This is a genomic window from Phytohabitans maris (assembly GCF_031085175.1).
In the GTDB taxonomy this organism is placed as follows: domain Bacteria; phylum Actinomycetota; class Actinomycetes; order Mycobacteriales; family Micromonosporaceae; genus Phytohabitans; species Phytohabitans maris.
On the sequence record NZ_JAVHUY010000044.1, the window covers coordinates 55,241 to 71,231 of the forward strand.

The following is a 15,991-nucleotide window of genomic DNA, read 5'->3' on the forward strand; positions in this document are numbered from 1 at the left end:
TGCGTGCGGCGATGCGCCGGATCGCGGACGTACGGGACGTGGGCGTGACGCTCAACCGGGCCACCCGGGGCGCGCTGGCCGCCATGCACCTGCGTTACCGGGACGGGCGGCTGGGCACGATGTGGGAGCAGGCGCGGGTGACCGACGCGTACTGCCGGCGCCAGATCCAGCGGGCCGCCACCCGGGGCCGGTGCGACGCGGTGCTGGAGATCCAGGACCTGGCGCCGCTGGACCGGCCGTTCTTCGTGTACCAGGACATGACGTTCGACGCGCTCATCAAGCTGGTCGAGTCGGGCGCCCCCATCTTCCGCGAGCTCTCCCTGGACGAGCTGCGCCGCCGCCGCGAGCGCCAGCGCCGGGTGTACGAGCGGGTGACCGGCGTCTTCGCGATGAGCCACTGGCTCGCGCGCAGCCTCGTCGAGGACTCCGGCCTGCCACCGGAGAAGGTGCACGTGCTCCACCCCGGGCTGCACCTGGACGCCAGCGCCGCCGGCAGCCGCCCGCCGGTGCCGGAGGGACCGCGCCGCCGGCTGCTCTTCGTCGGCCGCACCTTCGAGGGCAAGGGTGCCGACCTCGTACTGGCCGCGCTGGAGATCCTGCGCCGCGACGTCGACCCGGGCATCACGCTGACGATGGTCGGCCCGCGCGAGTGGCCGCTGGCCGGCGGGCCGCCCGAGGGCGTCGACTTTCGCGGCTCGCTGCCACTGCGCGAGGTGGCCGCGCTCTACGACACCCACGACCTCTTCGTGCTGCCGACCCGGATCGAGGGCTTCGGCCTGGTGTTCGCCGAGGCGCTCGCCCGCGGCCTGCCGTGCGTGGGGCGGGACGCGTTCGCGATGCCCGAGATGATCAAGCCGGGCGTCAACGGCGCGCTGCTGTCCAAAGACGATCCGGCGGAGCTGGCCGGGCTCGTGGCCGGGGTGCTCGCCGACGACGCGCTCTACGAGAAGACCCGCCAGGGCATGGCCGACATCCGGTCCTGGTTCTCCTGGGACCGCGCCGCGGCCGAGGCTGTGCAGGCCATGGAGGCAGCCGTCGGAGACGAACGGCCGGCCGCCGTATAGTGCTCGCGCACCCCCTCTCTCCACCGAACGGCCCGCGTGCTGTCACCCCCACGGGAGTTCTCTGTAAGCAACGCGACAAACCAACTGCGCGCCCGCGTACGGTGCAGGAGACTTGCCGGGCGAACGCTCGAAACATGTTCCCTGCCGACGAGGTCAGGTGCGTCCCCTCCACCTCGCCGTCGGCCGGCCCTTACCGCGAGGTGAGCCGCGTTGACCGCTGATCCGTCCCGTCCGTCGCGCCGTGCCCGGCCCCGACACGTCACGATCCTGATCGCCAACCTGCCGGCCGAGCGCGATCGCCGGGTCATCCGGGAGTGCCTGACGCTGGAGGAGAACGGGTACGAGGTCACGGTCATCGCGCCGCGGGGCAATCCGGACCTGCGCGTGCTGCCCGGCAGCCGCAATACCCGGCTGAAGCCGTACCCGGTCTACCTCAACGGTTCCGGCGTGCTCACGTTCGCGGCCGAGTTCGTCTGGTCGTTCCTCTGCGTGGCCGTCCGCCTCCTCGGCGAGGTGCTGCACGGCCGGGCGCACGCCGTGCAGGTCTGCAACCCGCCGGACGTCTACTGGCCACTCGCGCTCTTCATCCGCGCGCTGGGCCGGCCCTGGGTCTTCGACCACCACGACCTGTCCCCGGAGGTGTACGCCACCCGCAGCGACGGCGCGCCCAACCCGCTGGTGTTCCGGGCGCTGACCGCGATGGAGTGGCTGACGCTGCGCACCGCCTCGGCGGTGGTCGCCACCAACGAGTCGTTCCGGGAGAACGCGCTGCGCCGCGGGGTGCCGCCGGAGAGCGTGACGGTCGTGCGCAACGGCCCGTCCGCCCGGGAGATCGCGCCGGCCGGGCCGGCCGCCGCGCCGGACGGCACGCACCGCATCGTGTACCTCGGGGTGCTGGGCAAGCAGGACAACGTCGCCGCCGTGGTCTACGCGGCGCAGGAGCTGGCCCGCCGCCGCCCGGCCCAGGACTGGCGGGTGGTCGTCGCGGGCGACGGCGAGACGCTCGACGAGCTCAAGGAGTTGGCGGTCGCGCGCGGCGTGGCCGACCGGGTGGAGTTCACCGGGTGGCTGGGCGGCGACGAGGTCGACGCGCTGCTACAGACCGCCACGGTCGGCGTCCAGCCGGACCTCCCGACCCGGATGAACCATTTGTCCACTATGGCCAAAAGCGTCGAGTACGTGAGCCGGGGCGTACCGGTCGTCGCCGTCGACCTCGTCGAGACCCGCCGCACCGCCGGCGACGCCGCCGTGTACGTCGAGACCGGCTCGCCCGCCGAGTTCGCCGTCGCGATCGACATGCTGCTCGACGACCCCGAGCGGCGGGCGGCGATGGGCAAGGTCGCGCTGGACCGGTTCGCCACCGAGCTGTCGTGGGAGCACCAGAGCGTGCGGTACGCCGCGATGTGGCACCGCCTCTTTCGCGGCAGCCGCGGGCGCGGGCAGCGGCAGAGCGTCGCGGACGCGATACCGAACCCGCGGCGGAGCTCCGCGCCGCGCCACGCGGCCGCCGACGCCGAGCCGGTGCTGAGCGGTCCGGAGTCCACCCCATGACCGTGAGCGTCGTCATCGCCGCGCACAACGAGTCCAAAGTGGTCGGTCGATGCCTCGCCGCGCTCGGCGAGGGGGGCACCGACCTCGACGTGACCGTGGTGGCCAACGGCTGCACCGACGACACCGCCGAGGTCGCCCGCGGGCACGCCGGCACCCGGGTGGTCGAGCTGGCCGAGGCGGGCAAGGCCGGCGCGCTCAACGCCGGCGACGCGGTGGCGGCGAGCTTCCCCCGGGTGTACCTCGACGCCGACATGTCGTTCACCGGCACCCAGATCCAGGTGCTCGTGACCGCGCTCGACGAGCCGGGCGTGCTGGCGGCCACCGCGGTGCGGCGGATGGTCACCCGCGGCTCGGCGCTGCCGGTCAAGGGCTACTACGCCATCAACAACCGGCTGCCGCTGTTTCGCGACGCGCTCTTCGGGCGGGGCGTGATCGCGCTCTCCAAAGAGGGGCGGGCCCGCTTCGAGAGCTTCCCCGGGGTGGTCGCCGACGACCTGTTCCTGGACTCGCTCTTCGCCCCGGGCGAAAAGCGAGAGGTGCCGGCGGTGGTCGCCCGGGTCGCCGCGCCGCGCCGCACCCGCGACCTGGTCCGCCGGCTGGCCCGGGTGCGCGCCGGCAACCGGGCCCTGCGGGCCGTCTCCACGAGCGCCCGCCCGGCGCAAAACTCCTCCTGGCTGCGGGACGTGGCGCTGCGCCGCCCATGGCTGCTCCCGGCCGCGGTCTGCTACGTGGCCGTCACCGCCGCGGCCGAGATGCGTGCCCGCCGCGGCACCGGCTGGGGGCGCGACGAGTCGTCCCGGGAGGCGGTCGCCGGATGACGCCCACCGTGAGCGTGCTGATGGTCTCGTACCGCACGCGCGAGCTGACCGTGCGCGCCCTGTCCGCGCTGCGCGACTCGTGCCCGGGTACGACGTTCGAGACGATCGTGGTCGACAACGCCTCCGGCGACGGCTCGGCCGCGGCGATCCGGGGCGCCTTCCCCGCCGCGACGGTCGAGGAGCTGCCGGAGAACGTCGGCTTCGGCCGCGCCATGAACCGCGCCGCCCGCCACGCCCGCGGCGACTGGCTGCTGCTGGTCAACCCGGACACCGAGCCGGAGGGCGACGTGGTGAGCGCGCTCGTCGCGTACGCGACGGCGCATCCCGAGCACGGCATCTACACGGGGCGCACGCTGCACGCCGACGGCACCGACGACATGCGCTCCTGCTTCGCGCTGCCCACGCTGCGGCAGTACCTGGCGTTCGCGCTGGGCCTGTCCACGCTCGGCCGCCGCTTTCGCCGCCTGGGGCCGGTCTTCAACCCCGAGGAGCTTCCCGGGTACGACCGGACGACGGCCCGCGAGGTGCCGGCGGTCTCCGGCTGCCTGATGCTGGTCCGCCGCGACCTGTTCACCGCGCTGGACGGCTTCACGCCCGACTACTTCATGTACAGCGAGGACATCGACCTCTGCGTCCGCGCCCGGGAGCATGGCGCCCGCCCGGTGCTGGTGCCCGAGGCCCGGCTGCGCCACCTGGGCGGCGCCTCGGCCGGCACGAGCTCCCGCAAGATCGTGATGCTGCTGCGCGGCAAGTGCACGTTCGTGCGGCTCCGCTGGACCCCGGCCCGCGCGGCGACCGCACGCACGCTGATCGCGGCCGGCGTCGGACTGCGCGGCGGCCTGGCCGCCCTGCTGCGCCGCAAGAGCCCGTGGCGCGAGGTCTGGCGCGCCCGGCGGGTCTGGCTGGCCGGCTGGCCCGCGCCCGCGCCGGCGCCGGCGCCTGTGATCAAAGCTCCCTCCACGTCGTTCTAGCGACTTGAAGGGAGCTTCGATCACGGATCGGAGCCTCAGGCGGGCACCGACTGGCGTTCCACCACCGCGAGGTTGGCCAGGAAGCCGACCGTGGCGGCGTCGGTGCCGAACTCGCCGGAGAGCAGGCCGGACAGCCAGGCCTCGCGGACGAAGCCGGAGCGCAGGACCGGCTCGACCAGCTTGGGCTGCTCGCGCCAGTGGCGTACGACCAGGTCGGCGAGGACCGGGGTGCCGGCGGCGGTGGCGGCCTTGCCCCGGGCGAACTGGTAGACCTTCTCCATGCCGCGCTGGGCGTACTTGCGGACCGAGTACTCGGCGAGCTGCTTCGGCACGTAGCGGCGGGGGAGATGGCGCGGGCGTACGCCGGTGGCGAGCCGGGCGTTGGCCAGCCACGGGTCCAGGCGCTCCAGCACCCGCGCGGCGTAGCCGGAGCCGCTGCGGCGGGTGGGCGGCACCGAGCGGGCCAGCGCCAGGAAGCGCGGGTCGAGGTACGGGCCGACGATCGTGCGGTCCAGGCAGGCGCCGGTGAAGTTGATGCCCACCCAGCGGTGCACCCGCTCCTGGAGGAAGAACTCGTCGATCGCGGTCAGCCAGTCGGTGTGGTACCCCGCGAAGGCGCGGCGGATGGCGGCGGCGCCGTCGGCGCGGGCGGAGGCGGCGAAGTCGGGCTCCAGCGCGTCCGCCGCGGTGGCGTCGTTGGTGAGGAACCACCAGCGGGCCAACCGGTCGACAAGCTCGGTGTCCGGCGCGTCGTGCTGCTGCTGGCCCATGTGGTAGCTGCCCCGGGCCATCTCGCCGCCCTGCCCGGTGATCCGCACGCCGGGCGGCACCTGGCTCTCCACCCAGTCGAGCACGCCCAGGGCCACCGGGTTGCCGACCGTGTCGTGCCGGAGCGCGGAGGCGTCCACGAGCTCGTACGCCGCCTCGGGCGTGAGGTCGCCGAGCTTGGTCAGGTCGATCACCTGGTGGTCGGTGCGGAAATGCGCGGCCAGCTCGCCGGCGATCACCGGGTCGGCCCGGCCCGGCGCGGAGAGGGTGAGCGTGCGGACCCCGGCCCGGCGGGCGGCCGGGAGCGCGGCGAACGCCAGCCGGCTGTCGAAGCCGCCGGAGAGCTCGAAGACCGTGTCGGGGTGCTCGTCCAGGCACCGCTCGACGTTGCCGCGCAGCAGGGCGGCCATCGCCTCGACCGGGTCGCCGCCGGGCACCTCGGCCGGCCCGGTCGTGTCCACATAGGACGTCGTGGTGAGCTCGCCGCCGGCCAGCCGCCAGGTCGAGCCGGCGGGCAGCTTGGTCACGCCCTGGAACGGGGTCGCCTCGCCGAGGTGGAAGCCGGTCACCGCGTACGTGCCGACGGCGTGCCGGTCGAGCGGGGCGCCGGCGAGCCGGGCCAGCTCGAGCGCGGAGGTGGAGACCGCCGCCCAGCCGTCGCCGCGGACCCCGTACAGGTGGCGCAGGCCGATGTGGTCGGTAGCGGCGATCAGCTGCTGGTCGTCGTAGGCGACGGCGGCGAACGGGGCGGCCATCTGGGCCAGCGGCGTGCCGGCGCGCAGCCACCTCGCGAGGATCTCGGCGTCGACCGGGCGGAAGTCGTGGTCGCGGGGGCCCAGCGCCAGCGCCACGACGCCGCGCTCGCCGGGGAGTGTGCCGTCGATCCAGAGCCGGCCCCACGGGCGGTGCGCCACCGACGCGCCGCCGCCGAAGGGCGCCGCCGGGGCCGGACCCGCTCCCGGCGTCCCGCTCACCGCGAGCAGGTTGCGATTGAACTCCACGGTCTCTCCTCGGGCAGCCCCCACCGGCTTGCCGACTCTACCGGCGTTCCACGGCCGGGGACCGACGGATATCCGACTCACCCGCCCCGGTGAGCAGGGCGCACGCCCTTGTACCGTGTCGCCGGTGAGGTCCTTCTCGACCACCGCGCGACAGGTGGTCCGCCCGGCCGCGCGCGCACTCACCCGTCCGGTGGGCACGGTGCGGGCCGTCCGGACCGCGCGCCCCGACATCGTGCTGACGTACGACGACGGACCGGACCCGGACGGCACGCCGGCCGTGCTGGACGCCCTCGCCCGATTCGGTGCCACGGCCACGTTCTTCGTGCTGACCCGCCGCGCGCGGCTGCACACCGGGCTGCTGGGCGAGGTCGCCGCCGCGGGGCACGAGATCGCCCTGCACGGTATCGACCACACCCGCCTCACCCGGCTCCCGCTGGCGCAGGCCCGGCGCCGGATCCGGGACGGTAAGGCCGAGCTCGAAGACCTGACCGGCGCACCGGTGCGGTGGTTCCGCGCGCCGTACGGCGCACTGCTCCCGCGGCACTGGCTGGAGGTGCGCCGGGCCGGGCTCATGCCGGTCGCCTGGGGCCCCACACCCCGCGACTGGGACGACGAGTCCGAGGAGCGGCTCGCCGAGGGCGTGATGGCGCGCAGCGGCGCCGGCGAGATCGTCCTCGCCCACGACGGGTACGCGGGTGCGGAGGACAACGCGTTCGACGGTCCGGAGCCGGCGATCGACCGGGGCAAGCTGTCGAGCCTGATGCTGGAGGGTTTCGCCGAGCGGGGCCTGGCCGGCCGCAGCCTCGGCGCCGCGCTGGAGCACGGCACGGTGGCCAAGTGGGCGTGGTTCCTCAAGTGACGGCCGAACAAGGGAAAGTGACGGCCGAACATGGGAGAGTGACGGCCGCGCATGGGAAAGTGACGGCCGAGCAAGGGGCCGCCGTGCCCTGGATCGTCGTCTGCGCGGTCAACTCCTGGACCGGTACCGCCCGCACCGACCGGCACATCGCCACGCAGCTGACCCGGTACGCGCGGGTGCTGTGGGTGGATCCGCCGGTCTCCGTGGTGACCCCCGCCGACTACCGCCACGGGGCACCGCGCTCGCTGCGGCCGCGGCTGCACACCGAAGGGCCGCGGGTGACCCGGCTGGCCACGGTGGCGCAGCCCTTCCACACCCGGCGCGGCATCCGGCTGGCCACCCCGGCGCTGGTCCGGGCGCAGATCCGCTGGGCGCTGCGGCGGCTTGGCGTACGGCCGGCGGCGGTGCTCGCCTTCTCCGCCAGCGACCTGCTCGGCCGCTGGGGCGACGACGTGCTCGACGTGCTCTACGCGACCGACGACTACCTGGCCGGCGCGGACCTGATGCAGATCGCCCCGGAAGACGTCGACCGCGAGGAGCGCGAGGCACTGTCCCGCGCCGACCGGGTGATCGTGGTCTCCGAGGTGCTGGCCGGCAAGTGGCGGGCGCTCGGCGCCGACCCGGTGGTGGTGCCCGGCGGGGTGCGCGCGGACGCGTACACGGGGGTCGACTCGGCTCCGCTCCCGACCGGCGTGGACCTGCCCGGCCCGGTGGCGGGCGTGGTGGGCCACCTCTCCGACCGGATCGACGTGCGGCTGCTGGAAGCGGTGGTCGAGGCGGGCTGCTCGCTGCTGATGGTCGGCTCGCGCGACGAGCGGTGGGCGGTGCGGGAGTTCGAGCGGCTCTGCGCCCACCCGCGCGTGGCGTACGTGGGGCACCGCCCCTTCGCCGACCTCCCGTCGTACCTGCGCCTGATCGACGTGGGGCTCACGCCCTATGTGGACAATGCCTTCAACCGCGCCTCGTTTCCGCTCAAGACGCTGGAGTACCTCGCGGCCGGCCGCCCGGTGGTGAGCACCGACCTGCCGGCCGTGCGGTGGCTCGACACCGACCTGGTCCGCATCGTGACCGACCCGGCCGGGTTCGGCGAGGCGGCGGTCAAGGTGGCGGCCGAGGCGCGGATGCCGGAGCGGGTGAGGGCGCGGCGGGACTTCGCGGCGGGGCACTCCTGGGCCAACCGGGCCGACCGGGTGGCGCGGGCCATCGGGCTCACCGGGACGGGCGGCTGATCCGTCAGTCAGCCAGCCGGTACACCGCATTCGGCTGATTCGCCCGGTACGCCGCGCGCGTACCCTCGGTCGCCATGGCCGACCCCTCCCGACCCGCGACCGCGCTCCTGGACAGCCTGGAGCCGGCCCCCGACGCGCCCGCGACCAGCCGGCGGCGCCGATGGTGGCGCCTGGTCGCGCTGATCCTCGGCCTGGCGCTCGTGCTCGGCGCCGGCGGCACCGCCGGGGCCGCGTGGCTCTACACCCGGTCCGTGGACAACAGCATCGAACGGGTGGACGCCTTCGTGGGCGTGCCCGAGGAGAGCCGGCCGGAGAAGGTCGCCGGCAAGGCGCTCAACCTCCTCATCGTCGGCAGCGACTCGCGCGACCCGGACGTGGGCGGCTCCCGCACCGACACGATCATTCTGGCGCACGTGTCGGCGAGCCGGGAGGACGCCCAGTTCATCTCGATCCCGCGGGACACCTGGGTGGACGTCCCGCGCTCCGCGGACGGCAAGTCCGGCGGGCGCAAGGCGAAAATCAACGCGGCCTTCGCGTGGGGCGGCGCCCCGCTGCTCGTACAGACGGTGGAGAAGCTGACCGGCGTGCGCGTCGACAACGTGATGCTGGTCGACTTCGCCGGCTTCAAGGACGTGGTGGACGCGCTCGACGGCGTGGACATCGCGGTGGACGAGGACTTCACCTCGGTCCACTCCGACCGCACGTTCACCGCGGGCGACCAGCACATGGACGGCGACACCGCACTGGACTACGCGCGCCAGCGCTACCAGTTCGCGGACGGGGACTTCACCCGGATGCGGCACCAGCAGCAGCTGGTGAAGGCGATCATCGAGCGGGCCGGAGACCGGGGCCTGCTGACCGATCCGGTACGGCTCAACAAGTTCATCCGCAGCACGGCCGACGCGGTGACCCTGGACAAGCAGATGAAGCTCTTCGACACCGTCTGGGGGCTGCGCGGGCTGCGGCCGGACAGCATGACGTTCATGACCAGCCCGTCGCGGGACACCGGTTGGGTCGGCGACCAGAGCGTGGTGTTCGCCGACGAGGACGCGTCGCAGAGCCTGTACGAGGCGGTCCGCGACGACGAGATGACCGATTGGCTGATCGCGAACCCGCAGGAATGAACCGAACCGCCCGAGGTGTCGGATAGCTGATCCGATCGGGCCTGCCGCCGCGCGCGAGGCGCCCACTACCCTCCCAGCGTGGGTCTACATTCCTTGCGCCGGCGCCTCGTCGACTCGCCGGACTCGTGGGGCGCGCGGCGCCGGGCCAAGCGGGCGCTCTGGTTGAGCGAGACGTTTCCCGACCTCGCCCAGATGTCCGTCATCGACCTGGGCGGCCGCGTCGACACCTGGGAGCGCGCGACGGTGCGCCCCAAGCACGTGCACGTGGTCAACCTGGAGCCGCTCCCCGGTGACCTGCCCGAGTGGGCCGAGCTCGACTACGGCGACGCCTGCGCGCTGCCCGACCACATCGCCAAGCGCCGCTACGACCTCGTCTTCTCCAACTCGGTGATCGAGCACGTGGGCGGGCACGAGCGGCGGGTGCGCTTCGCCGAGTCGGTGCACACGCTGGCCGAGGCGCACTGGGTGCAGACGCCCTACCGGTTCTTTCCGATCGAGCCGCACTGGGTGGCGCCGGGCATGCAGTTCCTGCCCACCTCGCTGCGGACGAGCGTGGCCCACCGGTGGCCGCTGTCGCACACGCCGGCCAAGGACCGCGCCACGGCCATGCAAAACGTGCTGTGGACCGAGTTGATCGACAAGACGCAGATGCGCCACTACTTTCCGCGGTCGACCATCCGGTCGGAGCGGTTCCTCGGGCTCACCAAATCGATGATCGCCTACAAGCTGCCGAGCTGACGCCACGTTCATTGTGGACGGGAGAGCACGTGTCGTGTTCCCGTCATTACGAGCCGTGTCTGGCGTACATTCTTTCCGGTGATGTCGGTTACCTGACAACCGCCCTAGGTCAATTCGTCCCGAGGGTGGCTGATAAGTGGCGAAGCAATGAATTCGCGGGCGTGTATCAAAACTGGTCCTAGCGCCTCTGACCAGGGCAAACGTCTCCGAGTGGCGAGTTCGTACGGGAAATGGTCTCTTGTTTCATCGATGTTTCCAACTCGACCTCCACGGCCGTATGGCCAAACGGTCGAGCGGGGCCCGGCCGCACGTCGTGCTGGCGGCCGCATCCGATAATTGTGCAGGTCTGGCGGCGGGGCTAACGTTTCCCCGCTGATCTCTGGTCATCGGGGGGTACGGAATGAACCTGGTTCGGGCGCGCTGAGGGGGCGACCGCTTGTGAATAGTGGGCATCAAGGCAGTGACGGCGTGAGTCGCGTGCTCAAGGGAGCCGCGGTGACCGCCGCGCGGGTGGCCGCATCGGGGGGAAGGGCGTTGGACGCGTTCCTGCGCAGCCGCCTCATGCGCACCCGGGCGCGCCGGCGGGTGACGCTCGCCGCGGGCGCGGCGACGCTCTGTGTCGTCGCCGGTGGGCTCGTGGTGGCACCGGCGGCGATGGCGGCCGCCGACCCGTGTGCCCCACTCATCAACCCGGTCGCTTGTGAAAACTCCAAGCCGGGCAACCCCTCCTCCGAGTGGGAGATCTGGGAGGCGGGCGAGGAGTCGATCCAGGGCTTCGCCACCGACATCAGCGTGAACGTCGGGCAGCAGATCAAGTTCAAGATCAAGACCCCGGCGACCTCGTACAAGATCGATATCTACCGCCTCGGCTACTACGACGGCGACGGTGCTCGCAAGATCACCAGTATCTCGCCGAGCGTGTCGCTGCCGCAGAGCCAGCCGGCCTGCATCACCGACCCCGCCACCGAGATCTACGACTGCGGCAACTGGGCGGTCTCCGCACAGTGGACGGTGCCGAGCACCACGGTCTCCGGCGTCTTCATCGCCAAGCTGACCCGCACCGACTCGGGTGGCAACGGCGACAGCAGCCACATCACGTTCGTGGTGCGCAACGACGCCAGCACGTCCGACCTGTTCTTCCAGACCTCGGACACGACCTGGCACGCCTACAACATGTACGGCGGCAGCAACTTCTACCACGGCGGCGACAACGGCCGGGCGTACAAGATCAGCTACAACCGCCCGTTCGGCACCCGGGGCAACAACCCCGAGGACTTCCTCTTCAGCAACGAGTACCCGATGCTGCGCTTCCTCGAGCGCAACGGGTACGACGTCAGCTACACCACCGGCATCGACTCCGACCGCCGGGGCAACCTGATCAAGAACCACCAGGTGTTCCTCTCCACCGGCCACGACGAGTACTGGTCCGGCGCGCAGCGGGCGAACGTCGAGGCGGCCCGGGACGCGGGCGTCAACCTCGCGTTCTTCAGCGGCAACGAGGTCTACTGGAAGACCCGGTACGAGAACAGCAAGGACGGCACCAACACGGCGTACCGGACGCTGGTCTGCTACAAGGAGACCTGGTCCAACGACAAGATCGACCCGTCCACCGAGTGGACCGGCACGTGGCGTGACCCGCGGTTCACCCCGCCGTCCAACGGCGGCCGGCCGGAAAACGGGCTGACCGGCACCGCGTACATGTCCAACAACGTCGACCTGCCCATCCAGGTGCCGGCCGCGCAGGGTAAGAACCGGTTCTGGCGCAACACCAGCGTCGCCGGCCTCAGCGGCACCCAGGTCGCCACGCTCGCGCCGCACACCGTCGGGTACGAGTCCGACGAGGACCTCGACAACGGTCACCGGCCGCCGGGCCTGATCCGGCTCTCCACGACCGTCGGTGAGACGCCCGAGCTCCTGCGCGACTTCGGCAACACGGTCACGCCCGGCACGACCACGCACCACGTCACCATGTACCGGGCGGCCAGCGGCGCGCTGGTCTTCTCCGCCGGCACGATCCAGTGGGCGTGGGGCCTCGACGAGTACCACGACGGCACCGTCGAGCCGGTCGACCCGGCCATGCAGCAGGCCACGCTCAACCTGCTCGCCGACATGGGCGCCTTCCCCGGCACCCTGATGTCCGGCAAGACGATGCCGACCGCGTCCGGCGACTCGACCAAGCCGACCGTCGCGATCGCCTCGCCGGCCGCGAACGCCTCGCTGGTCAACGGCAACCAGGTGACCGTCACCGGTACGGCGGCGGACGTCGGCGGCGTGGTCGCGGGCGTCGAGGTCTCCACCGACGGCGGCGAGAGCTGGCACCCGGCCACGGGTACCACCTCCTGGTCGTACTCCTTCTACACCACCGGCGCGGGCACCCAGGCGATCATGGTCCGGTCGATCGACGACACGGCCAACATCGGCAACCCGGTCACCCGCACCATCAACCTGACCGGACCGAGCACGATCTTCGGCGCGCGTACGCCCGAGACGGCCGCGGTGACCGACACGAACGGCATGGAGCTGGGCGTGCGGTTCAAGCCGGACACCGACGGCTACATCACCGGCATCCGGTTCTACAAGGGCACCGGCAACGGCGGTACCCACACCGGCAGCCTGTGGAGCGAGGGCGGCTCGCGGCTGGCGACCGCCACGTTCTCCAACGAGACCACGACCGGCTGGCAGAAGGTCACCTTCGCCAACCCGGTGCCGGTGTTCGCCAACACCACCTACATCGCCTCGTACTTCGCCCCGCAGGGCCGGTACTCGGCGGACCAGGGCGCGTTCACGATCGAGGACGTCAAGGCGTTCCCGCTGCGGGCGCTCCGCTCCTCGTCGGCGGATGGCAACGGTGTCTTCAAGGAGGGCGCCGGCTTCCCCGGCGGCAGCTACAAGGACACCAACTACTGGGTGGACGTGACGTTCACGCCGAGCAACGCGGCCGCGCCGACCGTACTCACCGCGGTGCCGCTGGCCGACTCCACCGACATCGCGGTGAACGTGAAGCCGCAGGCGGTCTTCTCGGAGGCGATCAACACCTCGTCGCTGCAGTTCACCGTGAAGAACCCGGCCAACGTCTCGGCCCCCGGCTCGGTCAGCTACGACTCCGCCAGCAAGACCGCGACGTTCACCCCGTCCGCCAACCTGGCGTCCGAGACCGTGTACACGGTGGCCGTCTCGGCCGCCGACACCGCCGGCAACGCGATGGACTCGCCGCGCACCTGGTCGTTCACGACCGCGCTCGACCCGTCGGTGCAGCGGCTCTTCGAGGAGAGCGCGGTGCCGAACGACCCGAGCGTCAACGACAGCAACCCGGTCGAGCTGGGTGTGAAGTTCACCCCACAGGTCAACGGGCAGGTCGTCGGCATCCGGTTCTACAAGGGCGGCGGCAACTCGGGTACGCACGTCGGCACGCTGTGGAGCAGCGGCGGCGGCCAGCTCGCCCGGGTGACGTTCACCAACGAGGGTGGCAACGGCTGGCAGACCGCGCGCTTCTCCAGCCCGGTCAACGTGACGGCCGGCACCACGTACGTGGCGTCGTACCACGCGCCGAGCGGCCACTACGCGGCGTCGGGCAACTTCTTCACCTCGACGTACTCGCATGGCCAGATGACCGCGCCGAGCGGCAACAACGGTGTCTACAACTACACGTCGACGCCGGCGTTCCCGCAGGACTCGTACAACTCCAGCAACTACTGGGTCGAGCCGATGTTCATCCCGGGTAGTGGCGGCGGCGACCCGACGCCGACGCCCAGCCCATCGGGGAGCGGCAGCCCGTCGCCGTCGCCGTCGCCGTCCCCGACGGAGACGCAGTGGCCGACCGGCACCACCATCTTCACGGCGGCGGACACTCCGCAGTCGGCCTCCTGGAACGACAACGACTCGATCGAGGTCGGTGCCAAGTTCCGGTCGGACGTCAACGGGCAGGTGACCGCGATCCGGTTCTACAAGGGCGCGGGCAACACCGGGACGCACGTGGGCACGATCTGGTCGACCAGCGGGCAGGTGCTGGGCACGGCGGTCTTCACCAGCGAGTCGGGCTCCGGCTGGCAGACGGCCACGCTCACCACGCCGGTGAGCATCACGGCGGGCACGAGCTACGTGGTCTCGTACCACACGACCACGGGCCACTACGCGGTGACGGTCAACCAGTTCGGCGGGGTGGACTTCGACCGGCCACCACTGCACGTCCTCGCCTATGGTGGGGTCTACCAGTACGGTGCCGGCCAGGTCTATCCGAGCAACGGCTCCGGCCACAACTACTGGGTGGACGTAGTGTTCCACCAGCTGACCGGGAGCACGGATCCGGCCGGGTCTCTCGCGGGGCCCGGCCGGACGGTCTTGAACTGGGGAGTTCTTCGGTGAGCGATTCGCTGTTCGGCCGCGCGGGCAAGGCGCTCGGCTGGAGCTTCGCCTCCACCGCCCTCGGGCGGCTGAGCACGCTCGCGATCGGCATCGCGATCGCGCGGCTGCTCGGCCCGGAGGAGTTCGGCACGTTCGCCGTGGCCACCGTCGCGCTGCTGGCCGTGCTGAGCTTCAACGAGCTGGGCGTGAGCCTCGCGATCGTACGGTGGCCGGGCGACCCGAGACAGATCGCGCCCACCGTACTCACGATCTCCGTCATCTCCAGCGTCATCGTCTACATCGGATGCTTCGTCGGCGCCCCGTACTTCGCCAGCGCCATGGGCGAGCCGGACGCCACCGGCGTGGTCCGCCTGCTCTGCCTCAGCGTCATCATCGACGGCCTGGTCGCCACGCCCGCGGCGATGCTCCAGCGGGAGTTCCGGCAGGGTCGCAAGACGATCGTCGACCAGACCACCCACTGGCTCGGCTCGCTGACCTCGATCACCTGCGCGTTCACCGGCATGGGTGCGATGAGCCTGGCAGTGGGCCGGCTCACCGGCGCGCTGGCCGGCGCGGTGCTGTTCATCGCGTTCGCGCCGCAGGCCATGCGCTTCGGCCTCAACCGCGAGAAGGCCAAGGCGCTGATGCGCTTCGGCCTGCCGCTCGCCGGGTCGAGCATCATCGTCTTCGCCGTCAACAACGTCGACCGCATCCTGGTCGGCGCGGCCCTGGGCCCGGTCGCCCTCGGCTACTACGTGCTGGCCGCCAACCTCGCCGGCTGGCCGATCAACATCTTCTCCCAGCCGGTCCGCGCGGTCGCCCCGGCCGCGCTCGCCCGCCTCCAGGGCGACAAGCCGGCCATGCGCACCACGTTCCTCTCCACCGCCGGCCTCCTGGCCGCCGCCACGCTTCCGGCCTGCGTCGTACTGGCCGCCGCCGCGGAGCCGCTCATCCGCCTGGTGTACGGGACGGTCTGGGAGCCCGCCGCCACGATCCTGCCGTGGCTGGCGCTGGTCGCCGCGGTGCGCATCCTCTTCGAGCTCGTCTACGACTACTTCGTGGTCCTGGCCAGCAGCCGCGTGGTGCTGACGGCGCAGCTGGCCTGGCTGATCGCGCTCATCCCGGCCCTGGTCGCCGGCGCCGCCATCGCCGACCTCCAGGGCGCCGGCGCGGCCCAGCTGGCGGTCGCCCTGGTGGTCGTGCTCCCCATCTACCTGTACGAGCTACGCCGCAGCGGCATCGCCGCCGGCGCGCTCGGCCGGCGGCTGGCCCTGCCGGTCCTGGGCGCCGCCGCGGTCGGCGGTGTGGTCGCCCTGACCAGCCACCTGATCACCGTCGACCTGCTGGCGCTCGCGGTGGCCGGCCTGGTTGGCGTGGCCGGGATGGGCGCGCTGCTCTACCGCCTGCGCCACCTGATCGGCACCCTCCGCCGCATCGGCGCCGCCGCCGACGAGGCCACGGCCGAACCCGCCCCGGTCCCGGCCCCCGCCTGACCCGTCCGGTCCCGCCTCGATGCGTCGGGCGCTC

Annotated in this window: 11 protein-coding genes; 10 read left to right on the top strand and 1 reads right to left on the bottom strand. The window is 72.2% G+C overall.

Features of this window, described 5'->3' with window-relative positions; translation table 11 throughout:
* The first annotated feature begins 11 nt into the window (after nt 1–11).
* The 4 genes from RB614_RS34380 to RB614_RS34395 all read left to right on the top strand — a co-directional run bounded on the left by RB614_RS34380 (nt 12) and on the right by RB614_RS34395 (nt 4,404).
* Nucleotides 12–1,064 (top strand): glycosyltransferase family 4 protein, encoded by a 1,053-nt coding sequence (locus tag RB614_RS34380; RefSeq protein WP_308716878.1) that lies wholly within the window; start codon nt 12–14, stop codon nt 1,062–1,064.
* A gap of 210 nt (nt 1,065–1,274) precedes the next feature.
* On the top strand, nt 1,275–2,615 hold the full coding sequence (locus RB614_RS34385) for a glycosyltransferase family 4 protein (RefSeq protein ID WP_308716879.1): 1,341 nt from the start codon (nt 1,275–1,277) through the stop codon (nt 2,613–2,615).
* Nucleotides 2,612–3,433: a glycosyltransferase family 2 protein gene (locus tag RB614_RS34390; protein ID WP_308716880.1), complete on the top strand. Its 822-nt coding sequence runs from the start codon at nt 2,612–2,614 to the stop codon at nt 3,431–3,433. The genes RB614_RS34385 and RB614_RS34390 overlap by 4 nt, the downstream gene beginning before the upstream one ends.
* Nucleotides 3,430–4,404, top strand: coding sequence for a glycosyltransferase family 2 protein (locus RB614_RS34395; protein WP_308716881.1), 975 nt, complete (start codon nt 3,430–3,432; stop codon nt 4,402–4,404). Before RB614_RS34390 ends, RB614_RS34395 begins: the two co-directional genes overlap by 4 nt.
* 35 nt (nt 4,405–4,439) lie before the next feature.
* Here RB614_RS34395 and RB614_RS34400 read toward each other — a convergent pair whose 3' ends face one another.
* On the bottom strand, nt 4,440–6,173 hold the full coding sequence (locus RB614_RS34400; protein ID WP_308716882.1) for an asparagine synthase-related protein: 1,734 nt from the start codon (nt 6,171–6,173) through the stop codon (nt 4,440–4,442).
* Nucleotides 6,174–6,297: 124 nt separating this feature from the next.
* Here RB614_RS34400 and RB614_RS34405 point away from each other — a divergent pair, with 124 nt between their 5' ends.
* The 6 genes from RB614_RS34405 (at nt 6,298) to RB614_RS34430 (ending at nt 15,957) form a co-directional block, all read left to right on the top strand.
* Nucleotides 6,298–7,032, top strand: a complete 735-nt coding sequence (locus tag RB614_RS34405) for a polysaccharide deacetylase family protein (protein ID WP_308716883.1) — start codon at nt 6,298–6,300, stop codon at nt 7,030–7,032.
* Between the two features lie 83 nt (nt 7,033–7,115).
* Complete coding sequence (locus RB614_RS34410) at nt 7,116–8,261, top strand: glycosyltransferase (protein WP_308716884.1); 1,146 nt, start codon at nt 7,116–7,118, stop codon at nt 8,259–8,261.
* 74 nt (nt 8,262–8,335) lie between these two features.
* A complete protein-coding gene (locus RB614_RS34415; protein ID WP_308716885.1) occupies nt 8,336–9,385 on the top strand; it encodes an LCP family protein in 1,050 nt (349 codons plus the stop codon).
* A gap of 78 nt (nt 9,386–9,463) precedes the next feature.
* On the top strand, nt 9,464–10,123 hold the full coding sequence (locus tag RB614_RS34420; RefSeq protein WP_308716886.1) for a class I SAM-dependent methyltransferase: 660 nt from the start codon (nt 9,464–9,466) through the stop codon (nt 10,121–10,123).
* A gap of 468 nt (nt 10,124–10,591) precedes the next feature.
* The gene (locus RB614_RS34425) at nt 10,592–14,485 is read left to right on the top strand and encodes a DUF4082 domain-containing protein (protein ID WP_308716887.1); all 3,894 of its coding nucleotides are present in this window, start codon (nt 10,592–10,594) and stop codon (nt 14,483–14,485) included.
* Nucleotides 14,482–15,957, top strand: coding sequence for a lipopolysaccharide biosynthesis protein (locus RB614_RS34430; protein ID WP_308716888.1), 1,476 nt, complete (start codon nt 14,482–14,484; stop codon nt 15,955–15,957). The genes RB614_RS34425 and RB614_RS34430 overlap by 4 nt, the downstream gene beginning before the upstream one ends.
* The last annotated feature ends 34 nt before the right edge of the window (nt 15,958–15,991 follow it).